Source organism: Geodermatophilus sp. SYSU D01186 (assembly GCF_054050215.1).
Genome location: NZ_JBJGYW010000057.1, coordinates 1 through 18061 on the forward strand (window position 1 = coordinate 1; position 18061 = coordinate 18061).

Annotated in this window: 13 protein-coding genes and 1 pseudogene; 5 read left to right on the top strand and 9 right to left on the bottom strand. The window is 73.1% G+C overall.

What is annotated here, in order from left to right; genetic code table 11:
* A pseudogene (locus ACI784_RS24260) lies at positions 1-103 on the top strand (IS982 family transposase); the annotation flags it as partial.
* A 20-nt stretch (positions 104-123) separates the two neighbouring features.
* Here ACI784_RS24260 and ACI784_RS24265 read toward each other — a convergent pair.
* From ACI784_RS24265 to ACI784_RS24280, 4 genes are read right to left on the bottom strand one after another with little or no spacing between them, the layout of a single operon-like run.
* Entirely contained in the window at positions 124-411 is a 288-nt protein-coding gene (locus ACI784_RS24265) for a hypothetical protein (protein ID WP_456925023.1), read from the bottom strand.
* A gap of 11 nt (positions 412-422) precedes the next feature.
* Positions 423-1184, bottom strand: coding sequence for an SDR family NAD(P)-dependent oxidoreductase (locus ACI784_RS24270; protein ID WP_456925024.1), 762 nt, complete (start codon positions 1182-1184; stop codon positions 423-425).
* A 17-nt stretch (positions 1185-1201) separates the two neighbouring features.
* Positions 1202-2203 (bottom strand): acetamidase/formamidase family protein, encoded by a 1002-nt coding sequence (locus ACI784_RS24275; protein WP_456925025.1) that lies wholly within the window; start codon positions 2201-2203, stop codon positions 1202-1204.
* A gap of 23 nt (positions 2204-2226) precedes the next feature.
* Entirely contained in the window at positions 2227-3450 is a 1224-nt protein-coding gene (locus ACI784_RS24280) for an alpha-hydroxy acid oxidase (protein WP_456925026.1), read from the bottom strand.
* A 177-nt stretch (positions 3451-3627) separates the two neighbouring features.
* Here ACI784_RS24280 and ACI784_RS24285 point away from each other — a divergent pair, with 177 nt between their 5' ends.
* Positions 3628-4866, top strand: coding sequence for a polyhydroxyalkanoate depolymerase (locus ACI784_RS24285; RefSeq protein ID WP_457015221.1), 1239 nt, complete (start codon positions 3628-3630; stop codon positions 4864-4866).
* A gap of 91 nt (positions 4867-4957) precedes the next feature.
* Here the strand turns inward: ACI784_RS24285 and ACI784_RS24290 are convergent, their stop codons facing one another.
* From ACI784_RS24290 to uvrB, 5 genes are all read right to left on the bottom strand, one after another.
* On the bottom strand, positions 4958-7003 hold the full coding sequence (locus ACI784_RS24290; protein WP_457015222.1) for a S9 family peptidase: 2046 nt from the start codon (positions 7001-7003) through the stop codon (positions 4958-4960).
* A 39-nt stretch (positions 7004-7042) separates the two neighbouring features.
* Positions 7043-8137, bottom strand: coding sequence for a TerC family protein (locus ACI784_RS24295; protein ID WP_456925029.1), 1095 nt, complete (start codon positions 8135-8137; stop codon positions 7043-7045).
* Between the two features lie 76 nt (positions 8138-8213).
* Complete coding sequence (locus ACI784_RS24300; RefSeq protein WP_456925030.1) at positions 8214-9383, bottom strand: TerC family protein; 1170 nt, start codon at positions 9381-9383, stop codon at positions 8214-8216.
* A gap of 305 nt (positions 9384-9688) precedes the next feature.
* On the bottom strand, positions 9689-10045 hold the full coding sequence (locus ACI784_RS24305; protein WP_456925031.1) for an MmcQ/YjbR family DNA-binding protein: 357 nt from the start codon (positions 10043-10045) through the stop codon (positions 9689-9691).
* Positions 10046-10057: 12 nt separating this feature from the next.
* Positions 10058-12181, bottom strand: coding sequence for an excinuclease ABC subunit UvrB (gene uvrB, locus ACI784_RS24310; RefSeq protein WP_456925032.1), 2124 nt, complete (start codon positions 12179-12181; stop codon positions 10058-10060).
* Between the two features lie 438 nt (positions 12182-12619).
* Between uvrB and glgX the strand changes: the two genes are divergently transcribed.
* The 3 genes from glgX (at position 12620) to ACI784_RS24325 (ending at position 18025) form a co-directional block, all read left to right on the top strand.
* Positions 12620-14731 carry a glycogen debranching protein GlgX gene (glgX, locus tag ACI784_RS24315; RefSeq protein ID WP_456925033.1) on the top strand — a complete coding sequence of 704 codons (2112 nt, stop codon included), beginning with the start codon at positions 12620-12622 and terminating at the stop codon, positions 14729-14731.
* Positions 14728-17064 carry a malto-oligosyltrehalose synthase gene (gene treY / locus ACI784_RS24320; protein WP_457015223.1) on the top strand — a complete coding sequence of 779 codons (2337 nt, stop codon included), beginning with the start codon at positions 14728-14730 and terminating at the stop codon, positions 17062-17064. Before glgX ends, treY begins: the two co-directional genes overlap by 4 nt.
* A 385-nt stretch (positions 17065-17449) precedes the next feature.
* Entirely contained in the window at positions 17450-18025 is a 576-nt protein-coding gene (locus ACI784_RS24325; RefSeq protein ID WP_457015224.1) for a LysM peptidoglycan-binding domain-containing protein, read from the top strand.
* The last annotated feature ends 36 nt before the right edge of the window (positions 18026-18061 follow it).

Consider the following 18061-nt stretch of genomic DNA (forward strand, 5'->3'; position numbering starts at 1 on the left):
CACCCGCGTGGCCCAGCGGATCCTGGCGCTGACCGCCGCCATCTGGCACAACCGCGCCACCGGCCAGCCGATCACCCGCTCACTGATCGCCTACGACCACTGACCGACTTTGGACTTACTCGTCTAGTCCTCGTCGTCCTCGAACAGGGCGACCAGCTCGTCGGCGGTGCAGGCCACGTGCAGCGGGACGATCGACACCGTCCACCCCGGGCGCCGCTCGTCGATGTCGAGCGCGAGGTCCCACGCCGCCCGGGCGCTGAGCGGGCCGAAACAGGCGTCGTCCCCGTCGTCGGCGATCGCCACCTCGACCAGCCAGGTGTCGGAGAGGTCGGCCGCCAGCTCGGCGAAGTCCGGGTCGGTGCCGTCCTCGGGCTCAGGGGAGTCGGCCGCGACGGGGTAGATGAGCGCCATACCGCAGCCTCTCAGAGCTGGATGCCGCGCGTGAGGGCGCCGTCGACCACCAGGTTCGTCCCGGTCGTGAAGCTGGAGACGGGGCTGGAGAGGAAGACGACGGCCCTGGCCATCTCCTCCGCCGTCCCCATCCGGCCGGTCGGGTTCAGCGCGAGCGCCGTGGCGAACAGCTCGGGGTTGCCGCGCTCGATGTTCTGCCAGAAGCCGTCCGGGAAGTAGGTGTTGCCAGGTGAGACCACGTTGGCCCGCACCCCGCGGCCGGCCAACTGCATCGCCAGGCCCGAGACGTAGCCGATGATCGCCGTCTTCATCGTCCCGTAGGGCCCCGAGACGGCGTCGGACTCCCGTCCCGAGACGCTCGAGACGGCCACGATCGAGCCGTGTCCGCTGCGTTCCAGGTGCGGGATCGCCGCCTTCGCGAGGCGGACCGTGTGCATGAGGTCCACCTCGAAGCTCGTGTACCAGTTCTCCTCGGTGTCCGGGGTGGCGAGCGCACTCACGTTGGCGACGACGGCGTCCAGGCCGCCCAGGCGTCCGGCGGCCGCCTCCACCCACGAGGTGAGGGCCGCACCGTCGCGTACGTCCAGCTGGACGCCGGAGGCCCGCCCGCGCCGATCGGCGAGAGCCTTCTCCGTCGCCTCGATCTCGGCGGCGTCGCGGGCGCAGAACTCCACGACCGCGCCCTCGTCGACGAAGGTCTCGACGATGGCGCGGCCGATGCCGCGCGTGCCGCCGGTGACGAGCACGCGGGCTCCGGTGAGCTGCAGGTCCACGGGGTTCCTCCCAGGGGTCAGAGCAGGGTCGCCGCGCGGCGGCGGAGGTCGTCGTGCAACCCGCCGTAGGCCGAGGCCCGCGGCAGGAGGGACTTGCGGGCCTTCACCACGGCGCTGTAGTTCGCGTCGACGACGTTGGCGATCGGCACCTCGGAGATCTGCGAGAGCAGCTGGTAGGCGTCCATGGGGTGCAGCCCGTAGAGCTCGCCGAACCAGCGCACCAGCTCTACCTGGCCGATCCGCCAGGCGTCCTCCAGCGGCCGGCTCGAGCCGACGGTCATCCAGTGCGTGTCGTCCTCGAGCCGCGGCCAGAGCGGGGCGCCGCCCTTGACCAGCTCGACGATCAGCGTCGTGGTCATCGCGCCCTCGACGGCGGTCCCGCAGGCCTCGCCCTCCCCCTGTCGGTAGTGCCCGTCGCCGACCGAGAACAGCGCCCCCTCCACGTTGACGCCGAGGAAGCAGGTGGTGCCCGGGCGCATCTGCGGGGTGTCCATGTTGCCGCCGAAGCGCTCGGGCACCAGCGAGCTGCGCACCTCACCGCCGGGCGGCGCGACCCCGACGGTGCCGAGCATCGGCTCCACCGGGAGGGCGACCTGCAGGTCGGTGTGCTGCGCCGCGAAGGTCACCGTGTTCGCGGCCCGGTCCAGCTCGTAGATCCAGGTGGTGTCCGGCAGGGGCTCCTGCAGCGTCGCCGTCCGGTCGGTGCTGGTGAGCCCGCCGAAGAACGGGATCGCCGCCGACGCGCCCCAGTCGCGGGCCGGCTCCATCGCCACGAAGTGCAGGGCGAGGGTGTCGCCGGGCTCGGCGCCCTCGACGAAGAACGGCCCGGTCTGCGGGTTCACGAAGCGCAGGTCGACCTTCTCGCTGGAGAGGTCGGTGGTCTTCTGCAGCGCGCCGCAGAAGGCGTCGTCGGACCACACGCGCAGCGCCGTCCCGGGGGTGACCCGGCGCAGCGGGGCGACGCCGCCGAAGGTGAACGCGTACTGCTCGAACGTGGGCACGACCTCGACGACGTCCATGCCGCAGCCTAGGAAGGCGCAGCTCAGTCCGGCAACGCCCCGAGGCGTACGCGGTCCGGCGTCAGCTCCGCCACCGACGGGACGCCGAGCAGCTGCAGGGTGCGCGCGATCTCGCGGGCCAGGATGTCGGCGGCCCGCTGCACCCCGCGCTCACCGCCGGCCATGAGCCCGTAGAGGTAGGCCCGGCCGACCAGGCAGGCCCGGGCGCCGAGGGCCACCGCCGCCACGACGTCCGCCCCGTCGAGGATGCCGCCGTCGAGGTAGACCTCCGCGCGGTCGCCGACCGCAGCGACGACCGCGGGCAGCTCGACCAGCGGGGTGGGCGCGCGGTCGAGCTGGCGGCCGCCGTGGTTGGAGACGACGACCGCGTCGGCACCGGCGTCCACGACCGCGCGGGCGTCGTCCGCCGTCTGCACGCCCTTGACGACCAGCGCGCCGGACCACCGGGCCCGCAGGTCGTGGACGTCGGCCAGGGTCGCGGCCGGCTCGAAGACGCGGTCGGCGAGCTCGGCGACCGTCCCGCCCCACGACCGCAGCGAGGCGAACTGCAGCGGCTCGGTGGTCAGCAGGTCGACCCACCAGTGCGGGTGGACGGCGGCGTTGGCCATCGTCCGCAGGGTGAGGGCGGGCGGGATGGTGAAGCCGTTGCGGACGTCGCGCAGCCGCGGGCCGGCGACGGGGGTGTCGACGGTCAGGACCAGCGCCTCGTAGCCCGCGGCGGCCGCCCGCGCCACCAGCGCCTCGCTGGCCTCGCGGTCACGCCACAGGTAGAGCTGGAACCACTTGCGCGCCTCGGGCGCCGCCGCGGCCAGCGCCTCGATCGTCGTCGTCCCCATCGTCGAGAGCGCGTGCGGGATGCCGACCCGCTGCGCCACCCGGCCCACGGCCGACTCGCCCTCGGTGTGCATGAGCCGGGTGAAGCCCGTCGGGGCGAACGCCAGCGGCAGCGCCGAGGGGCGGCCGAGGACCGTCGTCGACGGGTCGACGACCGAGACGTCGCGCAGCACGCTGGGGCGGAACTCCAGCCGCTGGAACGCCTCCCGCGACCGGCGCAGGCTCGTCTCGGCGCCCGCTCCGCCGTCGGTGTAGTCGAACACCGCGCGCGGCGCCCGCCGCCGGGCGATCTCCCGCAGGTCGCCGACCGTGGCGGCCGCGGCCAGCCGGCGGTCGGTCGCGTCCCCCGGCAACCGCCGGGGCCGGATCACCTCGCGCAGTTCCGACCAGCGGGGCACCCGGCGATCGACCACGTGGTCCTCCTCGGTCTCGGCGTCCGGCCCACCCTGCCAGGACGGCGGTGCCGGTGGGACGAGTGGGACGACGCTCCGCCGCGTCGCCGCGCGCCGGGCGCGAACGGCGGTTAACGTCCCCGGCACAGTGACGCGCGTCACCGTCGATGCCGCACCAGAGGAACAGGACAGGCCCCGATGCTCTACACCGCCTACGAGATCAACCGCCGGGCGGGCGCGCCCGTCGTGGCCGCGTCCGGGCTGACCGCCCGCGCGCTGTCAGCGCTCCCGCCCCGGCTCGGCGGTGCGGCGGGGGTGCGGCACCTGCGGGCGGCGTGCGACATCGTCGCGAGGTCCCGGCCCACCCACGACCGGCCCGACTACGGGATCGACGCGGTGGTCTCCGGCGGGCGGCGCACGGCGGTCTCCGAGCACCCCGTGGGCTGCACCGCGTTCGCCACCCTGCTGCACTTCCGCAAGGCGGGGATGACCGGGCAGCCGCCGGTGCTCGTCGTCGGGCCGATGTCGGGGCACTTCACCACACTCATCCGCCCGACCATCCGCACGCTGCTCGCCGACCACGACGTCTACGTCCTCGACTGGCACAACGCCCGCGACATCCCGGTCTCCGAGGGCCCGTTCGGGCTGGACGAGTACATCGAGCACGTGATGGACGCGCTGCGGCAGCTCGGGCCGGGGGCGCACGTCGTCGCCGTCTGCCAGCCCGCGGTCCCGGTGCTCGCCGCCGTCGCGCTGCTGGCCGAGGACGACGACGCCGCCCAGCCGGCCACCCTCACCCTCATGGCGGGCCCGGTCGACACCCGCGTGAACCCGAACCGGATCAACGAGGCGGCCGGCAAGCAGCCCCTGTCGGCCTACGAGCGCCGGCTGATCAGCACCGTGCCGCGGCGGTACGCCGGCGCGGGACGGCGGGTCTACCCGGGTGTCGTCCAGCTGACGGCGTTCATGTCGATGAACCCGCGGCGGCACCTCGACGCGCACCTGCGGCTCTACCGCGACCTCGTCACCGGCAACGCGGAGCGGGCGGCGACGACCCGCGCCTTCTACGACGAGTACGGCGCGGTGATGGACGTCCCCGCCGAGTTCTACCTGCAGACGGTCGGGCGCATCTTCCAGGAGCACCACATGGCCACCGGCCGGTTCACCTGGCGCGGGCGGCCGGTCGACCCCTCCGCGATCCGGCGGACGGCGCTGCTGACCGTCGAGGGCGCCCGCGACGACATCTGCTCACCCGGCCAGACCGAGGCCGCGCACGACCTGTGCACCGGCATCCCCGACACGCACAAGCGGCACCACCTGCAGCCCGGGGTCGGCCACTACGGCGTCTTCAGCGGGTCGCGCTGGGAGGCCGAGGTGTACCCGGTGCTGCGCGACTTCGTCGCCGAGCACACCGTGCAGCACGCCGCCGCCGGCTGACCCGGCGGCCCCGCGGTACAGGAGCCGCGGCGGAGGAACCACCACCCACGTCCCGCGGCTCCGGACGTGGGTGGTGGTTCCTCCGCCGGGGTCAGGCGAGGCGGGTGGCGCGCACCGTGAGGGGTTCCCGACCCTCGCCGTCGTCGTCCTCGACCGGCTCGGCGTCCACGACGTCGCCGGGCAGCTCGTCGGCGCCGGGGCCCGGGTCGGTGGACAGCCAGCGGTCCCACCAGCGCAGCAGGTGCTCCAGGCGCGCCAGCCGGTGCCGCGGCCGGCCCGACCGGCTCAGCTCGTGCCCCTCCCCCGGGAAGAGCAGCAGCTCCGACGGGACGCCGCGCCGCTTGAGCTCGACGTAGAGCCGCTGCGCCTGCTCCACCGGGCAGCGCCAGTCCTGCTCGGCGTGCACGACGAGGGTCGGCGTGGTGATGTCCCCGGCCCGGGCGAGCGCGCTCTGCTCGGCCAGCCGGGCCGGGTCACGGCCCAGGTGCGCGTCGACGACGTACCACCCGATGTCGGACGAGCCGACGAAGCTCACCGGGTCCAGGAACGCCCGCTCGACCACCGCCGCGGCGAACCGTGCCGACCGGGCGATGAGCACCGCGGTGAGGTAGCCGCCGTACGAGCCGCCCATGACACCGACCCGGTGCGCGTCCAGCGCCCGATCGGCCAGGGCGGCGTCGAGGAGGGCCAGCACGTCGTCGGCGTCGACGGTCCCCCAGGCGCCGTGCAGCACCCGGCCGTGCGCCTGCCCGTAGCCGGAGGAGCCCCGCGGGTTGCCCTGGACGACGGCGTAGCCGGCCGACACGAGCACCTGCGTCTCGTCGAGCAGCGTCCAGCCGGACTGCCGGTACGGCCCGCCGTGCACCAGCACCACCACCGGGTGCGGCCCCGGGCCGGCCGGCGCGGTGACCCAGCCGTGCACGGGGTGGCCGTCGGGCGCGGCCGCGGTCAGCTCGCGCATCCGGTGCACCCGGCCGGTGGCCCCCAGGGCGCGGCCGAACCCGGTCAGCAGCCGCCGCCGTCCCGGCGTGATCGCGATCAGCTCCCCGGCGGAGCGGTCGTGCGCCACCGTGGCGACGACGACCCCGCCGCCGACCGCGACCCCGCGCACCGTGAACGGCCCGTCGACCAGCGCCTCGGCCGGCCGGCCGTCCAGCGGCACCCGCAGCAGCTCCACCGCGCCGCGACGCTGCACCCCGAGGTACGCCGCTCCCCCGGCCAGCACGGTCGCCGGCGTCTCGTCCCCACGCTCGGTGTGCTCCGGGTCGAGCACGGGCTCCAGCGCGCCACCGGCCGCCGGCACGCGGCACAGCGTGGCGCTGCGGGCGAACTCGTCGAGGCCGTCAGGGCCGAGGTCAGGACGCGCGGTGAGCCAGATCGTGGTGCCGGCCGCGTCGTAGGCGGGGAGGGAGCAGTCGCCCCGGCCGTCGGTGACGCGGCGCAGCGTCCCGCCGGCGGCCGGGACGGCGTACACGTCCCGGACCAGGTCGCGGTCGGCCCGCGGGTGCCGGGCGGACACGAACGCCAGCTCCGCGCCGTCCGGACTCCAGGTGACGTCGGTGTCGTCGTGGGGACCGTCGGTGACCTGCCTCGGCTGCGGCAGCGGCGTCCCGTCGTCCTCCCCGCCGGGCGGCAGGTCGAGGACGAACACGTGGCTGTGCTGGTCGGCGAGGAAGCCGACGCCGTCCAGCCGGTAGCGCAGCGTCGTGATCAGCCGGGGCGGCTCGGCGTCGGGGTCGGCGCTGAGCCGGCCCGGCTGCGGTACCCGGGCGACGTAGGCCAGCCGGCGGGAGTCCGGCGCCCACACCGGCGCGCCCGCTCCGAGCGGGTGGTCGGTGAGCCGCCGCGGCGCCCCGCCGGCGGTCGGCAGGAGGTGGACCTGGGGCCGGCCGCCCGGCTCGGCGCCCAGGTAGGCCAGCCAGCGACCGTCCGGGGAGAACGCCGGAGCGGTGTCCCGGGAGCCGCTGGTCAGGGCCCGGGCCGGCGCCGAGCCGTCGGTCGGCACCGCCCACAGCTGGCTGCGGTACGCGTCCGCGGCGAGGTCCAGCCGGGTGACGGCCACGACCACCATGCGGCCGTCCGGGGAGACCGTGGGGACGCCGGGCGTGCGGAGGAGCTCCAGGTCGGTCGGGCGCATGATGCGGCCGCGCTGACCCGGCGGACGGCGTCCGCCGGGTCAGCCGCGGTGGCGGTCCCGGTCGGCCTCGAGCCCCTCGCCCGTGGTGGCCCTCCGCTCGGCGTCGGCCAGGGCCTCCGGGCCGCTGGACCGCACCGACCCGGCGGCCTCGACGGGCGAGGGCTCGGGCGTCTGGCCACGGGTCTTGAGCAGGCTGGCGACGGTGGCGATCACCAGGACACCGAGGATGATCGACAGCGACAGCCAGATCGGGATCGTCGGGACGGCGTCGATGTGCTCGCCGCCGTTGATGAACGGCAGCGTGTTCTCGTGCAGCGCCTCCATCACGAGCTTCACGCCGATGAAGGCCAGGATCACCGCCAGGCCGAGGGAGAGGTAGACCAGCCGCTTGAGCAGGCCACCGAGCAGGAAGTAGAGCTGGCGCAGGCCCATGAGCGCGAAGACGTTCGCGGTGAAGACGATGAACGGCTCACGCGTCAGGCCGAAGATGGCCGGGATGCTGTCGAGCGCGAAGATCAGGTCCGTCGTCCCCAGCGCCAGGAAGACGATGACCATCGGCGTCCAGAACTTCTTGCCGTTCTGCGTGACGCGGATCTTGCTGCCGTGGAAGTCCTGGGTGATCGGCAGCACCCGGCGCATCCGCCGGATGAACGCGTTCTCCTCGTAGTCCTCGTCCTCGCCGCGATGCCGCACCAGGTTGATCGCGGTGTACACGAGGAACGCGCCGAAGATGTAGAAGACCCAGGTGAACCGCTCGATCACCGCGGCGCCGAGCAGGATGAACACCCCGCGCAGGATCAGCGCGATGATGATGCCCACCATCAGCGCTTCCTGCTGCAGGTGCCGGGGCACCTGGAAGCGGGCCATGATGATCACGAAGACGAACAGGTTGTCCACCGACAGGCTGTACTCGGTCAGCCAGCCCGCGTAGAACTCCGTCGCGAACTGCCCGTTCGTGAAGGCCAGCAGCAGCACGCCGAAGATCAGCGCCAGGGCGACGTAGAAGCTCACCCACAGGCTGGCCTCCTTCATGGAGGGCTCGTGCGGGCGGCGGGCGACGATGGCCAGATCGGCGAGCAGCAGGACCGTGAGCCCCACGAACGTCGCGACCTCGAACCAGACGGGGAGATCCACGGGCTACGACTCTACGGGGCGCTCCCGCGGGCTGCTGCCCGCCGCCCGGCGCGTGATGCGCCGGGCGGCGGTGCGCTCAGCCCTGCGCGCGACCGGCGCCGCGGCCTGCGGCCTCGCCGACCGGCGTCGGCCCACCGGCGTGCCGGGCGTCCCGCGCCGCGAGCGCGTCGCGGTCGACCCCGCCGTCCACCTGCGGGTCTGCGCCGTGCAGAGAGCCGGCGGAGGCGGTGGGCTCCGGAGCACCGGCGCCGGCAGTCGCACGGTCCTGCGCCCGCGTCCGGTCCCGCCGGTTCTTCGCCAGGCTGGCCACGGTCGTGACCAGCAGTGTGAGCAGGATGACCGTCAGCGACAGCCACGTCGGGATCTCCGGCACCGCGGTCACGTGCTCACCGCCGTTGACGAACGGCAGCTCGTTCTCGTGCAGGGCGTGGATCACCAGCTTGACGCCGATGAAGCCGAGGATGACCGCCAGGCCGTAGGACAGGTAGACCAGCCGGTCGAGCAGGCCGTCGAGGAGGAAGAACAGCTGGCGCAGGCCGAGCAGCGCGAAGGCGTTGGCGGTGAAGACCAGGTACGTCTCCTGGGTGAGGCCGAAGATCGCCGGGATCGAGTCGACCGCGAACAGGATGTCGGCGCTGCCGATGGCGACCAGCGCGATCGCGAGCGGGGTGATGTACCGCTTGCCGGCGATCGTGACCGTCATCCGGTCGGAGTGGTACTCCTCGGTGGTCGGCAGCAGGCGCCGGGTGAGCCGGAGGACGCCGTTCTCCTTGAACTCCTCGTCGTGGGTGTGGCCGCCCCGGGCCTGCAGGTACGCGGTGTAGATCAGGAACGCGCCGAACACGTAGAAGATCCAACTGATGTTCTGGATCGCCGCGGCGCCGACGAAGATCAGCGCCGTCCGCAGGACGAGGGCGAACGCGATGCCGAACAGCAGGACCTTCTGCTGCAGCTCCCGGGGAACCGCGAAGCTGCCCATGATCAGGACGAAGACGAAGAGGTTGTCGACCGAGAGGCTCTTCTCGGTGACGAAGCCGGCGAAGTACTCGCCGCCGTACTGCGGGCCCGCGAACCACAGGACCAGCAGGCCGAAGACGATGGCGATGCCGACGTAGACCGCCGACCAGGTGGCCGACTCACGCAGCGTCGGCGCGTGCGGGGTGCGGACGTGGCCGACGAAGTCGAACACGAGCATCCCGACGATCGCGGCGACGGTGATGGCCCACACCCAGAATGGGACGTCCATGCGGTGGTTCCTCCGGTTGACAGACAGGTGTCAGTACCGGAGGTCTCTCCCACCGCCCGAGCCCGGGCGGCCGGCAGCGCCGGAGGTCACGGGACCTCGTGTTGACGGCGCTGCCGCGCAGGGATACTCCCCTCCACGTTCGGACCCGGCGGCGGGCAGGCGTCATCGACAGCAGACACCGTGGATCCACCGCGCCCAACGGACGGCGGCCCGGCAGGGTTCCCGGCCCCCGGGACCGCCGTGGGCAGCGCCCGGCCGGGCCCCCTGCGGGGTCTCGCCGCGAGCGACGGGGGCGGGGTCCTCCCTCAGGCCGGCGCGGCCGGGCGCCTGCTCTTCGGCAGCGCCGCCACGATCGCGTCGTAGGAGGCGTCGACCAGCTCCCGGACCTCGTCGTCGGGCACCGGGCCGGTCCAGTCCACCGCGTTCCAGCCGTAGCGGCCCACGTAGGCGCTGGCGGTGATCGCGCCGGGGTACCGGTCGCGCCACTCCGCGGCCTCGGCGGCATCGCGGCCGCACTTCACGCCGACCGTCCCGCCGTCGAGACCGATGAAGGCGAACGCCTTGCCGCCGACCTTCGCCACCAGCTCCGCCTCACCCCAGGGGTAGGTCTCCTCGGCCCCCGGCTTGCCCAGGCAGTGGGCCACCAGCTCCTCGCGCTCCACGCCGGCCCCTGGCTAGGCGTGGGCCGCGTCGAACTGCCGGAGCTCCTTCTTCAGCTCGGCCAGCTCGTCGCGCAGCCGCGCCGCGACCTCGAACTGCAGCTCCCGCGCGGCGGCGAGCATCTGCTCGTTCATCTGCGTGATGAGGTCGGCGAGCTCGTTGCGCGGCAGGCCCTGGACGTCGATCGAGCCGGCCTTGCCCTTGCCGCCGGCCTTCTTCGACGAGAGGCCCGGCACCGGCGCCTTGCCGCGCGACTGCTGACGACCCGAGCCACCGATGAGCTCGGCGGACTCGGAGTCCTCCGCCTCGCGGTAGATGCCGTCGAGGATGTCGACGATCTTCTTCCGCAGCGGCTGCGGGTCGATGCCGCGCTCGGTGTTGTAGGCGATCTGCTTCTCGCGCCGCCGGTTGGTCTCCTCGATCGCCTGCGCCATCGAGGGCGTGATCTTGTCGGCGTACATGTGCACCTGACCGGAGACGTTGCGCGCCGCGCGGCCGATCGTCTGGATCAGCGAGGTGCCCGACCGGAGGAAGCCCTCCTTGTCGGCGTCGAGGATCGCCACCAGCGACACCTCGGGCAGGTCGAGGCCCTCGCGCAGCAGGTTGATGCCGACCAGGACGTCGTACTCGCCCTGGCGCAGCTCCCGCAGCAGCTCGACCCGGCGCAGGGTGTCGACCTCCGAGTGCAGGTAGCGCACCTTGATGCCGAGCTCGAGCAGGTAGTCGGTGAGGTCCTCGGCCATCTTCTTCGTCAGCGTGGTGACCAGGACGCGCTCGTCCTTCTCCGTCCGGAGGCGGATCTCGTGCACCAGGTCGTCGATCTGGCCCTTCGTCGGCTTGACCACGACCTCCGGGTCGACCAGCCCGGTCGGACGGATGACCTGCTCGACGACGTCCCCCTGCACCCGGCCCAGCTCGTAGGGGCCGGGCGTGGCCGACAGGTAGACCGTCTGCCCGATCCGGTCGGTGAACTCCTCCCACCGCAGCGGGCGGTTGTCCATCGCCGAGGGGAGCCGGAAGCCGTGCTCGACCAGCGTGCGCTTGCGGCTCATGTCGCCCTCGTACATGCCGCCGATCTGCGGCACGGTCACGTGCGACTCGTCGATGACCAGCAGGAAGTCGTCGGGGAAGTAGTCGATGAGGCAGGCGCCGGCACTGCCGGCCGCGCGGCCGTCGATGTGCCGGGAGTAGTTCTCGATGCCGGAGCAGAAGCCGACCTGCCGCATCATCTCGATGTCGTAGGTGGTGCGCATGCGCAGCCGCTGGGCCTCCAGCAGCTTGCCCTGCCGCTCCAGCTCGGCCAGCCGCTGCTCCAGCTCCGCCTCGATGGAGGCGATGGCCCGCTCCATGCGGTCGGGGCCGGCGACGTAGTGGGTGGCCGGGAAGACGAACAGCTCGTCGACCTCGCGCACCACCTCGCCGGTCAGCGGGTGCAGGTAGTACAGCCGCTCCACCTCGTCGCCGAACATCTCGATGCGGCAGGCGAGCTCCTCGTACACCGGGAACACCTCGATGGTGTCGCCCCGGACCCGGAAGGTGCCGCGGGTGAACGAGAGGTCGTTGCGGGTGTACTGCTCGGTGACGAGCGTGCGCAGCAGCTCGTCGCGGTCGCGCTCCTCCCCCACCTTGATCTTCAGCGCCCGGTCGACGTACTCCTCGGGGGTGCCCAGGCCGTAGATGCAGGAGACGGTCGAGACCACGACGACGTCGCGCCGGGTGAGCAGGCTGTTGGTCGCCGAGTGCCGCAGCCGCTCGACCTCCTCGTTGATCGAGGAGTCCTTCTCGATGTAGGTGTCGGTCTGCGGGACGTAGGCCTCGGGCTGGTAGTAGTCGTAGTACGAGACGAAGTACTCGACCGCCGCGTCGGGCAGCAGCTCGCGGAACTCGTTGGCCAGCTGCGCGGCCAGGGTCTTGTTCGGCGCCATCACCAGCGTGGGGCGCTGCACCTGCTCGATGAGCCACGCCGTCGTGGCCGACTTGCCGGTACCGGTGGCGCCGAGGAGGACGGTGTCCTTCTCCCCCGAGTTGACCCGCTCGGCGAGCGCCTTGATGGCGGCGGGCTGGTCACCGGATGGCTCGAACTCGCTGACGACGCGGAAACGCCCTCGGGTGGGCCGGAGATCGGTGGTCGAGCGCACGGGGACGACGGTACGACGGGGGTGTGACAGGACGCTGTTCGTGCGACGCCGGTGCACGCACGGGGCGCACGGGGACGACCGACTGGCCCCCGGTGCTTGCCCCGGGGTACGGGGCCCCCTAGCGTCCCCGCTCGCAGGAGCGGTCATCGCCGAGGACCAGCGCCACCCGGGCAGCGCCCGGGCGAGGTCGGACCCCGGCGCCGCTGCCCGGCCGGACCTGCAGACGACGCCCCCCGCGGAGAACCGCGGGGGGCGTCGTCGTCCGGAGGTGAGCGAGATCTCCCCCGGGATGCCGGCGCGAGGTGTGCGCGGCGTCCGGAGGGGGCAACGGGGGCACGGGGCGCCCGGTGTGCCCCGACCTCCTCACCGGCGCCTTGCGGCGGGGAGGCCACCTGCCCCCGGCGTCCCGGGGGCGCCAGCGCAGGAGGACCCCGCACGATGACCCAGGTCTGGCCCGGCAGCGCCTATCCGCTCGGTGCCACGTACGACGGCACCGGCACCAACTTCGCGATCTTCAGCGAGGTGGCCGAGAAGGTCGAGCTGTGCCTCTTCGACGAGGACGGCAACGAGGAGCGCATCCGGCTCCCGGAGATGGACGGCTACGTCTGGCACGCCTTCCTCCCCGGCATCCACCCCGGCCAGAAGTACGGGTTCCGCGTGCACGGCCCCCACGACCCGGCCCAGGGCCTGCGCTGCAACCCGAACAAGCTGCTGCTCGACCCGTACGCCAAGGCGATCGACGGCCAGATCGACTGGGACCCGTCGGTCTTCGGCTACGACTTCGAGACCAAGGAGCGCAACGACGAGGACTCCGCGGCGCACATGCCGAAGTCCGTCGTCGTCAACCCGTACTTCGACTGGGGCGTGGACCGCCCGCCGAGGACGCCCTACAACAAGACGGTCATCTACGAGGCCCACGTCAAGGGCCTGACCATGACCAACCCGCGGATCCCGGAGGAGCTGCGCGGCACCTACGCCGGCATCGCCCACCCGGCGACGATCGAGCACCTCACCGACCTCGGCATCACCGCGATCGAACTGCTGCCGGTGCACCAGTTCGTGCAGGACGACACCCTCCAGCAGAAGGGCCTGCGCAACTACTGGGGCTACAACACGATCGGCTTCTTCGCGCCGCACAACGAGTACGCCAGCGACACCACGGCCGGCCAGCACGTCCAGGAGTTCAAGGGCATGGTGCGGGCGCTGCACGAGGCCGGCATCGAGGTCATCCTCGACGTCGTCTACAACCACACCGCCGAGGGCAACCACCTGGGCCCGACGCTGTCGTTCCGGGGCATCGACAACCGCACGTACTACAAGCTCGTCGAGGGCGACGAGCAGTACTACATGGACTACACGGGCACCGGGAACACCCTCAACGTCCGGACGCCGCAGTCGCTGCAGCTGATCATGGACTCGCTGCGCTACTGGGTCACCGAGATGCACGTCGACGGGTTCCGGTTCGACCTGGCCTCGGCGCTGGCCCGCGAGCTGCACGAGGTCGACCGGCTGGCCACCTTCTTCGACCTGGTGCACCAGGACCCGGTGGTCAGCCGGGTGAAGCTGATCGCCGAGCCGTGGGACGTCGGCGAGGGCGGGTACCAGGTCGGCAACTTCCCGGCCCTGTGGACCGAGTGGAACGGGAAGTACCGCGACACCGTGCGCGACTTCTGGCGCGGCGAGGACGCCACCGTCGGCGAGTTCGCCAGCCGGATCACCGGCTCGGCGGACCTCTACCAGCACTCCGGACGGCGCCCGGTGGCGAGCATCAACTTCGTCACCGCCCACGACGGGTTCACGCTCAACGACCTGGTCTCCTACAACGAGAAGCACAACGAGGCCAACGGCGAGGGCAACAACGACGGCGAGAGCCACAACCGCAGCTGGAACTGCGGCGTCGAGGGCGAGACCGACGACCCGGGGATCCTGCAGCTGCGGGCGCAGCAGCGGCGCAACTTCATCGCCACGCTGATGCTCAGCCAGGGCGTGCCGATGCTCCTGCACGGCGACGAGCTGGGCCGCAGCCAGGGCGGCAACAACAACGGCTACTGCCAGGACTCCGAGCTCACCTGGATCGACTGGGACGCCGTCGACGAGGGGCTGCTGGAGTTCACCAAGGCGGTCACCAAGCTGCGCTGCGACCACCCGACGTTCCGCCGGCGGCGGTTCTTCCACGGCCGCCCGGTGCGCCGCGGGCAGGGCGAGCCGGTGCCCGACATCGACTGGCTGACCCCCGACGGCGAGCAGATGGCCGACGAGGACTGGGACGTGGGCTACGCCAAGTCGCTGGCGGTCTACCTCAACGGCCTCGGCATCCGCGAGATGGACGAGCGCGGCGAGTACGTGAAGGACGACCACTTCTACCTCGCGTTCAACGCCTCCCACGAGCCGATCGACTTCACGCTGCCCAGCGAGGACTACGCCCAGGGCTGGACGACGGTGCTCGACACCGCCGAGATGGGCGAGGTGGAGCCGGTGGAGCTCAAGCCGGGCGAGACGGTGACGGTCCGGGGGCGCTCGATCGTCGTCCTCACGAGTCCGGCGCTGTGAGCGCTCCGGACGAGCGGCGGCGCGGGGTCCCCTCGGCGACCTACCGGCTGCAGGTGACCTCGGACTTCACCCTCGCCGACGCCGCGGCGGTGGCCGGCTACCTGGCCGACCTCGGCGTGAGCCACGCGTACTCCTCGCCGCTGCTGCGCGCGGCGTCGGGCAGCACGCACGGCTACGACACGGTCGACCACGAGCACGTCGACGAGTCCCGCGGCGGCCGGGAGGGCTTCGACCGGCTGGTCGCCGCCCTGCACGAGCACGGGCTCGGCCTGGTGCTGGACCTGGTGCCCAACCACATGGGCGTCGCCGACCCCGCCGAGGCGCCGTGGTGGTGGGACGTGCTGCAGAACGGGCGGGACAGCGCCCACGCCGCGGCCTTCGACATCGACTGGGACTTCGGCGGCGGCAAGGTGCGCCTGCCGGTCCTGGGGTCGGCCGAGGACGTCGAGAAGCTCGAGGTGGTCGACGGCGAGCTGCGCTACTACGACCACCGCTTCCCCATCGCGCCCGGTACCGGGGAGGGCACGCCGCAGGAGGTGCACGCCCGCCAGCACTACGAGCTGGTCGACTGGCGGCGCGCGGACGCCGACCTGAACTACCGGCGGTTCTTCGCGATCAACACCCTCGCCGGCCTGCGCGCGGAGGACCCGGAGGTCTTCGCCGCGACCCACCGGCTGGTGCTGGAGCTGGTGCAGAGCGGAGCGGTCGACGGGCTGCGGATCGACCACCCCGACGGCCTGGCCGACCCCAAGGGCTACCTCGACCGGCTGGCCGAGGCCTCGGGTGACCGGTGGACCGTCGTGGAGAAGATCCTCGAGCCCGGGGAGGACCTGCCGGAGAGCTGGGCGACCGCCGGGACGACGGGCTACGACGCGCTGGCCGAGGTGGACGACGTCCTGGTCGACCCGGCCGGTGAGGCGGCGCTGACCGCGCTGGACACCGAGCTGTCGGGCCGGGCGGTCGACTACGCCGAGCTGGTGCACGGCTGCAAGCGGGAGGTGACCGACGGCATCCTCGGCTCGGAGGTGGCCCGCCTGGTGCGGGTCATCGGCGAGCTGCCCGGCGTCGACCGCGCGCAGCAGACCGAGGCGCTGGCCGAGCTGCTGGCGACCTTCCCGGTCTACCGCAGCTACCTGCCCGACGGCGGCGAGCACCTGACCGCGACCGTGGCCGCGGTGCGCGAGCGGCGTCCGGACCTGCGCGACGCGGTGGACGCCCTGCACCCGGTGCTGGCCCAGGCCGGCACCGAGGCGGCGACCCGCTTCGAGCAGACCAGCGGCCCGGTGATGGCCAAGGGCGTCGAGGACACCGCCTACTACCGGTGGGCGCGGTTCGTGGCGCTCAACGAGGTGGGCGGTGACCCGGCCCGCTTCGGCAGCACGGTCGAGGAGTTCCACGAGGCGCAGGTCCGCCGCGCCGAGCGCAAGCCGCAGTCGATGACCACGCTGTCGACGCACGACACCAAGCGCAGCGAGGACGTCCGTGCCCGGCTGGCCGTGCTGGCCGAGCAGCCGGCCGAGTGGGCCCAGCTCGTGCGCGGGCTGCTGACCCGGCACCCGCTGCCCGACCGGCCGCTGGCCCACCTGGTGTGGCAGAACCTGGTCGGCGCGTGGCCGCTGTCGCGGGAGCGGGCGCACGCCTACGCGGAGAAGTCGGCCCGCGAGGCGGGGACGTCGACGACGTGGACCGACCCGGACGAGGAGTTCGAGGGCCGGCTGCACGCGCTCGTGGACGCCGCGTTCGACGACGAGCGGACCGCCGCGGAGATCGAGGCCTTCGTCGGCCGCATCGCGCCGGCCGGCCGGTCCAACTCGCTGTCGCAGAAGCTGATCCAGCTGACGATGCCCGGCGTCCCCGACGTCTACCAGGGCACCGAGCTCTGGGACCTCTCCCTCGTCGACCCGGACAACCGCCGTCCCGTCGACTACGACCTGCGCCGGCGCCTGCTGGCGTCGCTGGACGCCGGGGAGGTGCCGGCCGTCGACGAGACCGGCGCCGCCAAGCTGCTGGTGGTCACCCGCACGCTCCGGGCCCGGCGGGAGCACCCGGAGTGGTTCGCCGGGTACCGGCCGGTCGAGGCGACCGGGGCGGCCGCCGGGCACGTGGTCGCCTTCGACCGGGGGGCCGACGGGCAGGACGGCGCGGTGACCGTCGCGACCCGCCTGCCGGTCGGGCTGGCCGCGGCCGGCGGCTGGCGGGACACCGCCCTGCAGCTGCCCAACGGCTCCTGGCGGGACCTGCTCACCGGGGGCCGGTTCGTCTCCGACGCCGCGGGGATGCCCGTCGGCGCGGTGCTCGAGCGCCTGCCCGTGGCACTCCTGGTCCGCGAGTGAGACCGAGGTCACATCGCCGCGGGAGGCGCGCTCCCACGGCGATGTGACCAGCCCTTCCGCGCCACCTCCGGAACGAGGTCCGGCGCGGGACGGGTGTTGCTCGCGGGACGAGGGGTGCCTCGTCGTGACCTGACCGTTACGTTGTTGCGGCACCCGCTCGACCGAGACCGGGCGCCGGAGCCGATCCGCCGAACCCCGTCCGTCGGCATCCGTTTCCTCCTGCACCGCCAGGACGGGGGTGGGGGACCCATTCCGGCGTCCTCCGTCGTCCGGCCTCCGGGCCGGGCGCCGGGACGCCTCGGGGTGAAGCCGTGCGCGCACGGCCGGGGCACCGATCGCTCCGAACCCGACAGCTCACCTCTCAGGCGGCGGATCGGGAGTCCCCATGCGCACGCGCACGTCCTCGTTCGCCCGCAAGACCCTCCTCACGGCCGGCATCGCCGCCGCCTCGCTCGGCGTGCTGGCCCAGCCCGCATCGGCCGCCGGACCCAACGACTGGGACGCCGTCGCCGCCTGCGAGTCCAGCGGCAACTGGAGCATCAACACCGGCAACGGCTACTACGGCGGCCTGCAGTTCAGCCAGAGCACCTGGGCCGCCTACGGGGGGACGGCGTTCGCCGCCCGCGCCGACCTCGCCAGCAAGGCCCAGCAGATCACGGTCGCCGAGCGCACGCTCGACGCCCAGGGCCCGGGTGCCTGGCCCACCTGCGGCCGCGCTCTGAACCCGGCCGCACCCACCGCCGACGCGGCGCCCGCTGCGGCACCGGCCCCGGCGCCCGCTCCCGAGCGGGCCTCCCGGGACGACCGCGCGGCGTCCGGTCAGTACGTCGTCCGGTCCGGCGACACGCTCGCCGAGATCGCGGCGGCGCACGGCACCACCTGGCAGGCGCTGTACGCGCTGAACCAGGGCACCGTGAGCAACCCGAACGTCATCCAGGTCGGTCAGGTGCTGTCGGTCTGACCGGACTCTCCCCCGGGGTCGCGGGCGGCCGGTCCC